Origin of the sequence: Arsukibacterium sp., assembly GCF_041616895.1 — a bacterium.
Classification (GTDB): domain Bacteria; phylum Pseudomonadota; class Gammaproteobacteria; order Enterobacterales; family Alteromonadaceae; genus Alishewanella.
The window spans coordinates 1-9,020 of the sequence record NZ_JBFJPY010000117.1 but is presented as its reverse complement, the minus strand read 5'-3'; the positions used below and the strand labels follow the sequence as shown (position 1 = coordinate 9,020).

4 protein-coding genes and 1 pseudogene are annotated in these 9,020 nt (G+C 47.5%); all 5 read right to left on the bottom strand.

All coding sequences use genetic code 11. From position 1 onward, the window contains the following. Window positions 1–44: 44 nt before the first annotated feature. On the bottom strand, window positions 45–2,147 hold the full coding sequence (gene fusA / locus ABY802_RS14830) for an elongation factor G (protein WP_372627904.1): 2,103 nt from the start codon (window positions 2,145–2,147) through the stop codon (window positions 45–47). A gap of 27 nt (window positions 2,148–2,174) precedes the next feature. Continuing rightward, a complete protein-coding gene (gene rpsG / locus ABY802_RS14825; protein ID WP_372627903.1) occupies window positions 2,175–2,645 on the bottom strand; it encodes a 30S ribosomal protein S7 in 471 nt (156 codons plus the stop codon). An 89-nt stretch (window positions 2,646–2,734) separates the two neighbouring features. Continuing rightward, complete coding sequence (gene rpsL / locus ABY802_RS14820; RefSeq protein WP_019677787.1) at window positions 2,735–3,109, bottom strand: 30S ribosomal protein S12; 375 nt, start codon at window positions 3,107–3,109, stop codon at window positions 2,735–2,737. A gap of 151 nt (window positions 3,110–3,260) precedes the next feature. Then, window positions 3,261–7,442 (bottom strand): DNA-directed RNA polymerase subunit beta', encoded by a 4,182-nt coding sequence (gene rpoC, locus ABY802_RS14815; protein ID WP_372627902.1) that lies wholly within the window; start codon window positions 7,440–7,442, stop codon window positions 3,261–3,263. A 66-nt stretch (window positions 7,443–7,508) separates the two neighbouring features. Next, window positions 7,509–9,020 (bottom strand): annotated as a pseudogene (rpoB, locus tag ABY802_RS14810) (DNA-directed RNA polymerase subunit beta); the annotation flags it as partial.

The following is a 9,020-nucleotide window of genomic DNA, read 5'->3' as shown; positions in this document are numbered from 1 at the left end:
TATATTAAATTGTAGCCCGACATTTACCGGGCCATACTAATTGATTAGTTAGACTTACGTGCAGCGATAATCGCTTCAGTTACGTTGTTCGGTGCTTCCTGATAATTCAGAGGTTCCATGGAGTAAGACGCACGGCCCTGACTCAATGAACGCATGTTGGTTGCATAACCAAACATTTCTGATAACGGAACATTTGCGTCAACGATTTTGATACCACCAGGGGCATCGTCCATACCGTGAATAATACCGCGACGACGGTTTAAGTCACCAACAATATCACCCATAAACTCTTCTGGCGTTACCACTTCAACTTTCATAATAGGTTCAAGTACGACTGGTTTCGCTTGCAGCGCACCTTTCTTGAAGCCCATTGAAGCGGCAACTTTAAATGCCATCTCGTTAGAGTCTACATCATGGTATGAACCGTCAAAAACAGTGACTTTAACGTCGATTACCGGATAACCCGCTAACACACCGTTTTTCATCTGCTCTTGTATACCTTTGTCGATGGCAGGAATGTATTCTTTAGGAATAACACCGCCCACTACCGCGTTGACGAACTCGTAACCTGCACCTTCTTCCTGAGGTTCGATTTTCAGCCAACAGTGACCAAACTGACCGCGACCACCAGACTGACGTACAAATTTACCTTCAACTTCGGTGGCCTGGCGCAACGTTTCGCGGTATGACACTTGTGGTTTACCCACATTAGCTTCAACTTTGAACTCGCGACGCATCCGGTCAACGATAATGTCTAAGTGTAATTCGCCCATACCTGAAATAATGGTCTGGCCGGTTTCTTCGTCAGTATGCACCCGGAAAGAAGGGTCTTCAGCCGCCAGTTTACCCAGCGCGATACCCATTTTTTCCTGATCAGCCTTGGTTTTCGGTTCAACAGCTACCGAGATAACCGGATCCGGAAACTCCATGCGCTCCAGAATAATAATATTATCCTGATCACACAAGGTGTCGCCTGTCGTGGTATCTTTTAAGCCAATTGCGGCGGCGATATCGCCGGCACGAACTTCTTTAATTTCTTCACGGGCATTGGCATGCATTTGTACCATCCGGCCAATACGCTCTTTTTTCTGTTTTACTGAGTTGTAGATGGCAGAACCTGTCTCCACTACACCCGAGTAAACCCGGAAAAACGTTAGCGTACCAACAAATGGGTCAGTTGCAATTTTGAACGCAAGAGCAGCAAAGGGCTCTTCGTCACTTGAATGACGTTCGCCTTCTGACTCATCTTCCAAGATACCATTGATAGCTTTCACTTCAGTTGGCGATGGAAGATATTCAATAACCGCATCCAACATGGCCTGCACGCCCTTATTTTTAAAGGCGGAGCCACACAATACCAATACCACTTCATTACGTAATGTCAGTGCACGCAGCGCCGATTTAATCTCGTCTTCCGAAAACTCATCGCCTTCAAGGTAACGTTCCATCAAATCTTCACTGGCTTCAGCTGCTGCTTCAACCAGATTCTGACGCCACTTTTTGCACTCTGCCAACATGTCAGACGGGATCTCTTCATAATTGAAGGTCATGCCCTGATCTTCCATGTTCCAGTTAATTGCTTTCATTTTGATCAGGTCAACCACACCATTAAAGTCGTCTTCTGCGCCGATAGGCAACTGAATAGGTACGATAGTGGTGTTTAAACGCGACCGTGCCTGCTTAACTACCCGTAGGAAGTCAGCACCGGTACGGTCCATTTTATTGACAAAAATCATTCGAGGAACTTCGTACTTGTTTGCCTGGCGCCATACGGTTTCAGTCTGAGGCTGAACCCCAGACGAACCACACAGCACCACCACAGCACCATCTAACACCCGCAGTGAACGCTCTACTTCAATCGTGAAGTCAACGTGTCCTGGGGTATCGATGATATTTACCCGGTGCTGTTCAAACTGTGCCTGCATACCGGCCCAGAAAGTCGTGGTTGCAGCAGAGGTGATAGTAATACCCCGCTCCTGCTCCTGCTCCATCCAGTCCATGGTTGCTGCGCCGTCGTGTACTTCACCGATCTTGTGTGAACGACCAGTATAAAAAAGCACACGCTCTGTAGTCGTGGTTTTACCCGCGTCTACGTGCGCAACGATACCAATATTGCGGTAGCGTTCTATTGGGGTTGTGCGTGCCACAATAGTGTCCTCATTTCTTTATTCTGCTTACCAGCGGAAGTGAGCGAAGGCTTTGTTCGCTTCGGCCATACGGTGCACGTCTTCACGCTTCTTAACCGCTGAACCTTTGTTTTCGATGGCATCAAGCATTTCACCAGCTAAACGCTGAGCCATTGATTTTTCACCACGTTTACGGGCAGCTTCTACCAACCAACGCATAGCAAGAGCATTACGTCGAACCTGACGAACTTCACATGGAACCTGGTAAGTAGAACCACCTACCCGACGTGATTTAACTTCGACAGTTGGACGAATGTTATCTAAAGCCACTTCGAAAAGATCGATATGCTCTTTCTTCGATTTGGTAGCAGCAGTTTCTAGGGCGCCGTATACTATTGATTCGGCTGTGGATTTTTTTCCGTCGACCATAACGACATTAACGAACTTGGCAAGTAATTCACTTCCGAATTTAGGATCTGGAAGAATTTTACGTTGACCTATGACGCGTCTTCTTGGCATTCGTAACTCCGATTGCTTCAGGTGATTCCAAAACTTTTAATACATAAAGAAAAAAAGTTGTTTAGTTTGGCCTTACTAACGGAGTACCGTTATTTCTTAGGCCGCTTCGCACCGTACTTAGAACGGGCTTGTTTACGATCTTTTACGCCTGCACAGTCTAATGTGCCACGTACGGTGTGGTAACGCACACCTGGAAGGTCTTTTACCCGGCCACCGCGAATAAGCACAACGCTGTGCTCTTGCAAGTTATGGCCTTCACCACCAATGTAAGAAGAAACTTCGAATCCGTTGGTTAAACGAACACGGCATACTTTACGTAATGCTGAGTTTGGCTTCTTAGGTGTAGTGGTGTATACACGGGTACAAACACCACGCTTCTGCGGGCAAGCTTCAAGCGCCGGAACGGTGCTCTTGGCTACCTTCTGGCTGCGCGGCTTACGCACTAGCTGGTTGATTGTTGCCATTAAATACTCCTGGTTAATAAATACCCAATAAACGTGAAAATTCCGCACCCCAAAATTAGGGTCGCGGAATTCTAAAGGTCAAGCTTTGACCTGTCAAGTTACAATGTCGTTTGCTGGCTTTTTAAGCACCAGCAAACAACCTGCTCCTTCCTTACTCGTTGTCGCCCGACAAATTCATATTAAGTGCATCGGTCAGTGCCTGTTCAGCAGACTCTGCACTCATTGACGGTTCAACAACGTCGGTATTGCCACCACGCTGACGCAGACGGGCACGGTTTTGATGATAAGCAAAACCAGTACCTGCCGGGATCAAACGGCCAACAATAACGTTTTCTTTCAAACCACGCAGCTCGTCAAACTTACCACCAACAGCGGCTTCAGTAAGAACGCGGGTTGTTTCCTGGAACGATGCTGCCGAAATAAACGAATCGGTAGACAACGATGCCTTGGTAATACCTAACAGCGAACGCTCATATTGCGCTGGCATCTTACCGGCGGCTTCCAAATCGCGGTTAGCGATATTGACGCGCGCCACTTCTGCCATTTCACCTTCAAGGAACTCGCTGTCTCCCGGGCTGGTGATCAGACACTTACGCAACATCTGACGAATAATCGTTTCAATATGCTTATCGTTAATCTTAACACCTTGTAAGCGGTATACGTCCTGTACTTCGTTCACAATATAGCTGGCAACATGGTGGATACCACGTAAACGCAGGATATCGTGCGCAGACTCCGGACCTTCAGAGATAACTTCGCCTTTTTCAATGCGCTCACCCTCGAACACATTAACCTGACGCCATTTCGGGATCATCTCTTCATGGGCATCACCCTGTTCCGGGGTAATGACCAGACGACGTTTGCCTTTGGTTTCTTTACCGAAGCTGATAACACCAGAGATTTCCGCCAGGATGGCAGGATCTTTCGGCTTACGAGCTTCAAACAAATCGGCCACTCGTGGCAGACCACCGGTAATGTCGCGGGTTTTCGAGCTTTCCTGCGGTATACGAGCTAACACACCACCGGTCAGTACGTTTTCGCCGTCAGCGACTTCGATGGTGGTGAAGCTTGGCAGGCGAATTTCCTGCAAACCACCATCATCGGTTGCCAGGATAAGTTTTGGCTCTTTCGCATTCGCTTTTGCCAAATCTTTTACTACTGTCCGGGTTAAACCAGTCAGTTCATCCTGTTGTACTTCAGTGTTGGTGTCATCAACATCACTGAAGCTAACCTTGGCGCCACGTTCAACGATAATAGGGTGTGAATGCGGATCCCAGTTCGCTACAATTTGACCAGAGGCCACTTTGGCATTGTCATCAGTAGCCATAATAGAACCGTATGGCAGTTTATAGCGCTCTTTCTCACGACCTAATTCGTCGAATACGGTAACTTCAGCAGAGCGTGAAGTAATAACAATTTTGTTATCTGCATTACGAACGAATTTAGCGTTATGCAGCTTCAACGTACCGGCATTTTTAACCTGAACGCTGTTTTCTGCTGATGCCCGTGATGCTGCACCACCGATGTGGAAAGTACGCATGGTTAACTGAGTACCTGGCTCACCGATTGACTGCGCGGCGATAACGCCTACGGCTTCACCGGCGTTAATCAGGTGACCACGTGCTAAGTCACGGCCATAACATTTGGCACAAACACCAAAGTCAGTCTGACAGGTGATTACTGAACGAACATGCACTTCGTCAATTGAATTTTGTTCAATTAAATCACAGAGTTGCTCATCCAGCATGGTGCCATTGGCAACCAGCACTTCGCCAGTGGTTGGCGATACAACATCACCAATGACAACCCGGCCCAGCACCCGCTCACGCAAGCCCTCAACCACGTCACCACCTTCGATCAACGGCTTCATAATGATGCCCTGATCAGAACCACAGTCGCTTTCGGTAACCACCAGATCTTGGGCAACATCGACCAGACGACGGGTCAGGTAACCCGAGTTTGCCGTTTTCAGTGCGGTATCAGCCAGACCCTTACGGGCACCGTGAGTAGAGATAAAGTACTGTAATACGCTCAAGCCTTCGCGGAAGTTCGCGGTAATTGGCGTTTCGATGATAGAACCATCTGGCTTAGCCATCAGACCACGCATGGCTGATAACTGCCTGATCTGCGCCGGAGAACCCCGGGCGCCTGAGTCGGCCATCATGTAAACAGAGTTAAATGACTGCTGCTCGACGGTATTGCCATCGCGGTCAACCACAGACTCTTTAGACAGGTTGTCCATCATCGCTTTTGACAAGGTTTCGTTAGCTGTTGACCAGATATCGATAACTTTGTTGTATTTTTCACCGGCAGTAACCAGACCTTGCTGGAACTGATCCTGGATCTCTGCCACTTCTGTTTCTGCAGCATCGATAATTTCAGTTTTCGCAGCCGGGATGACCATGTCATCGATACCCACTGATACACCAGATAACATGGCGTAGTGGAAACCGGTGTACATGATTTGGTCAGCAAGAATTACTGTTTGCTTCAGACCGATACGACGATAAGCACCGTTTAATAAGCGTGAAATCTGTTTCTTACCCATTGGCTGGTTGATTGAATCAAACGCCAGGCCCTCGGGCAGGATAGAGAATAAAATTGCCCGGCCAACCGTGGTGTCACGCACCGCGACAGTCTCCGTCCGGCTGCCATCTTCGGCGATTTCAATCTCGGTAATCCGTACTTTTACTTTCGCATGCAGGCTGGCACAGTCAGCACGGAAAGCTTTTTCAGCTTCCTTCGCGCTCTTAAACATCATGCCTTCGCCTTTGACGTTAATCGCCTCACGCGTCATGTAGTAAAGACCTAACACCACGTCCTGTGAAGGCACGATAATAGGTTCGCCGTTAGCAGGTGACAGTACGTTATTGGTTGACATCATCAACGCACGGGCTTCTAACTGCGCTTCGATAGTCAGCGGTACGTGTACCGCCATCTGGTCACCATCAAAGTCGGCGTTATAAGCCGCACACACCAATGGGTGCAACTGAATCGCTTTACCTTCAATCAGTACCGGCTCGAACGCCTGAATACCTAAACGGTGTAATGTTGGTGCACGGTTTAACAGTACCGGATGTTCACGGATAACTTCATCCAGCACGTCCCATACTGCGCCTTCTTCGCGCTCCACCATCTTTTTAGCCGCTTTGATCGTAGTGGCTAAACCGCGGGCTTCTAACTTACCGTAAATGAATGGCTTAAATAATTCTAAAGCCATCTTCTTCGGTAAACCACACTGGTGTAAACGCAGTGTTGGACCAACGGTAATTACCGAACGGCCTGAGTAGTCAACCCGCTTACCTAATAAGTTCTGACGGAAACGACCCTGCTTACCTTTGATCATATCGGCCAAAGATTTTAATGGGCGTTTATTTGAACCGGTAATAGCGCGACCACGACGACCGTTATCTAATAAGGCGTCAACCGCTTCCTGTAACATCCGCTTTTCATTACGAACGATAATGTCAGGTGCAGACAAATCTAGCAGACGCTTCAAACGGTTATTACGGTTAATAACCCGACGATATAAATCGTTCAGATCTGAAGTCGCAAAACGGCCACCGTCAAGTGGTACCAACGGACGCAAATCTGGTGGTAATACTGGCAGTACTGTCATAATCATCCACTCTGGTTTGTTGCCAGAGGTAAAGAATGATTCCATCAGTTTTAAGCGCTTGCTGATCTTTTTACGCTTAGTTTCTGAATTAATGGTGGGTAGCTCTTCGCGCATCTGTTTAATTTCAACAGCTAAGTCGATACCACGCAGGATATCCAGCACGGCTTCAGCGCCCATCTTTGCTTCAAATTCGTCGCCATGTTCTTCCAGCACGTCCAGATATTCTTCTTCAGTTAACATCTGACGACGCTCTAAAGATGTCATACCTGGCTCTGTGACTACATAGCTTTCGAAATACAATACGCGCTCGATATCACGCAAGGTCATATCCAGCAGCAAACCGATGCGGCTTGGTAACGATTTTAAAAACCAAATATGTGCAACCGGGCTGGCCAGCTCTATGTGGCCCATCCGCTCGCGACGTACTTTGGTTAAGGTAACTTCAACGCCACACTTTTCGCAGATAACGCCACGGTGTTTTAAGCGCTTGTACTTACCGCACAAACACTCGTAATCTTTTACCGGGCCAAAAATACGGGCACAGAATAAACCGTCACGCTCGGGTTTAAAGGTACGGTAATTGATCGTCTCTGGCTTTTTAACTTCACCAAATGACCACGAACGGATCATATCCGGTGAGGATAAACCGATACGAATAACATCAAACTCTTCAGTTTTAGTTTGTTGTTTCAGAAACTTTAATAAGTCTTTCACCTTTGCTCTCCTGTAAGAGGTAAACCGGAATGGGGCAGCGCACTGCCCCGCCAACTAGCTGTCGGTTTATTCCTCTTCCAATTCGATATTGATACCGAGCGAACGGATTTCTTTCATCAGTACGTTGAAAGATTCTGGCATGCCAGGTTCCATTCTGTGGTCGCCGTCAACGATGTTTTTATACATCTTAGTACGACCGTTGACGTCATCAGACTTAACAGTAAGCATTTCCTGTAGGGTATAAGCCGCACCATAAGCTTCTAACGCCCACACTTCCATCTCACCGAAGCGCTGACCACCGAACTGTGCCTTACCACCCAGCGGTTGCTGAGTAACCAGGCTGTATGAACCGGTAGAACGCGCATGCATCTTGTCGTCAACCAAGTGGTTAAGTTTCAGCATGTACATGTAGCCAACCGTTACCTTACGTTCAAAGGTATTACCGGTACGACCATCATATAAGGTGATCTGACCGCTGGTTGGTAAATCGCCAAGTGTTAATAACTCTTTGATTTCTGATTCTTTAGCGCCGTCAAATACTGGGGTAGCCACCGGCAGACCTTTACGAAGGTTCTGCGCCAGACGACGAACTTCGTCATCAGTGAAACTGGCAACATCAACTTCCTGACGCGACTCACCTAAGGCATAAACTTTGACCAGGAAGTCACGGATTTCCGCGATTTCTTTCTGCTCTTTAATCATGCCATCAATTTTGTCACCGATACCACGAGCTGCTAAGCCTAAATGCGTTTCCAGGATCTGACCGATGTTCATCCGTGACGGAACACCAAGTGGGTTCAGTACGATATCAACTGGCTGACCTTTCTCGTCATATGGCATATCTTCAACAGGTACGATAGTTGAAATAACACCTTTGTTACCGTGACGGCCGGCCATTTTATCGCCTGGCTGGATCCGACGTTTAACCGCCAGATACACTTTAACAATTTTCAGTACGCCCGGTGCTAAATCATCACCCTGCGTGATCTTACGGCGTTTTAATTCGAACTTCTTGTCGTACTCAACGCGAATTTCTTCGAACTGGGCGGCTAACTGTTCTAAATCGTTCTGTTTATCTTCATCGCTTAAGCTTTGATTAAACAGCGCATCGCCTTTTAAAGTATCCAGCTTGGCACGGTCAAGACCGCTCTGCTCAAGCAAGTTACGGGCACGATCAGAAATACCGGCTTCCAGAATACGGAACTCTTCATTCAGGTCTTTCTTAGCCTGTTTAACTTCCATTTCTTCGATTTCGCGGGCGCGTTTGTCTTTTTCAACGCCATCACGGGTAAATACCTGCACGTCAATAACCGTACCTGTTACTGAGTTAGGTACCCGTAAAGAGGTATCTTTAACATCAGACGCTTTTTCACCAAAGATAGCACGTAACAGTTTTTCTTCCGGGGTTAGCTGACTTTCACCTTTAGGTGTCACCTTACCTACCAGAATATCGCCGCCTTTCACTTCAGCACCGATATACACGATACCTGCTTCATCAAGCTTACTTAGTGCAGACTCACCAACGTTCGGGATATCACCGGTAATTTCTTCTGGCCCAAGTTTCGTATCGCGGGCGAT

Bases quoted from the DNA above. Each gene is read 5' to 3' on its own strand.
- rpsG (WP_372627903.1), bottom strand. From the start codon at position 2,645: ATGCCAAGAAGACGCGTCATAGGTCAACGTAAAATTCTTCCAGATCCT.
- rpsL (WP_019677787.1), bottom strand. From the start codon at position 3,109: ATGGCAACAATCAACCAGCTAGTGCGTAAGCCGCGCAGCCAGAAGGTA.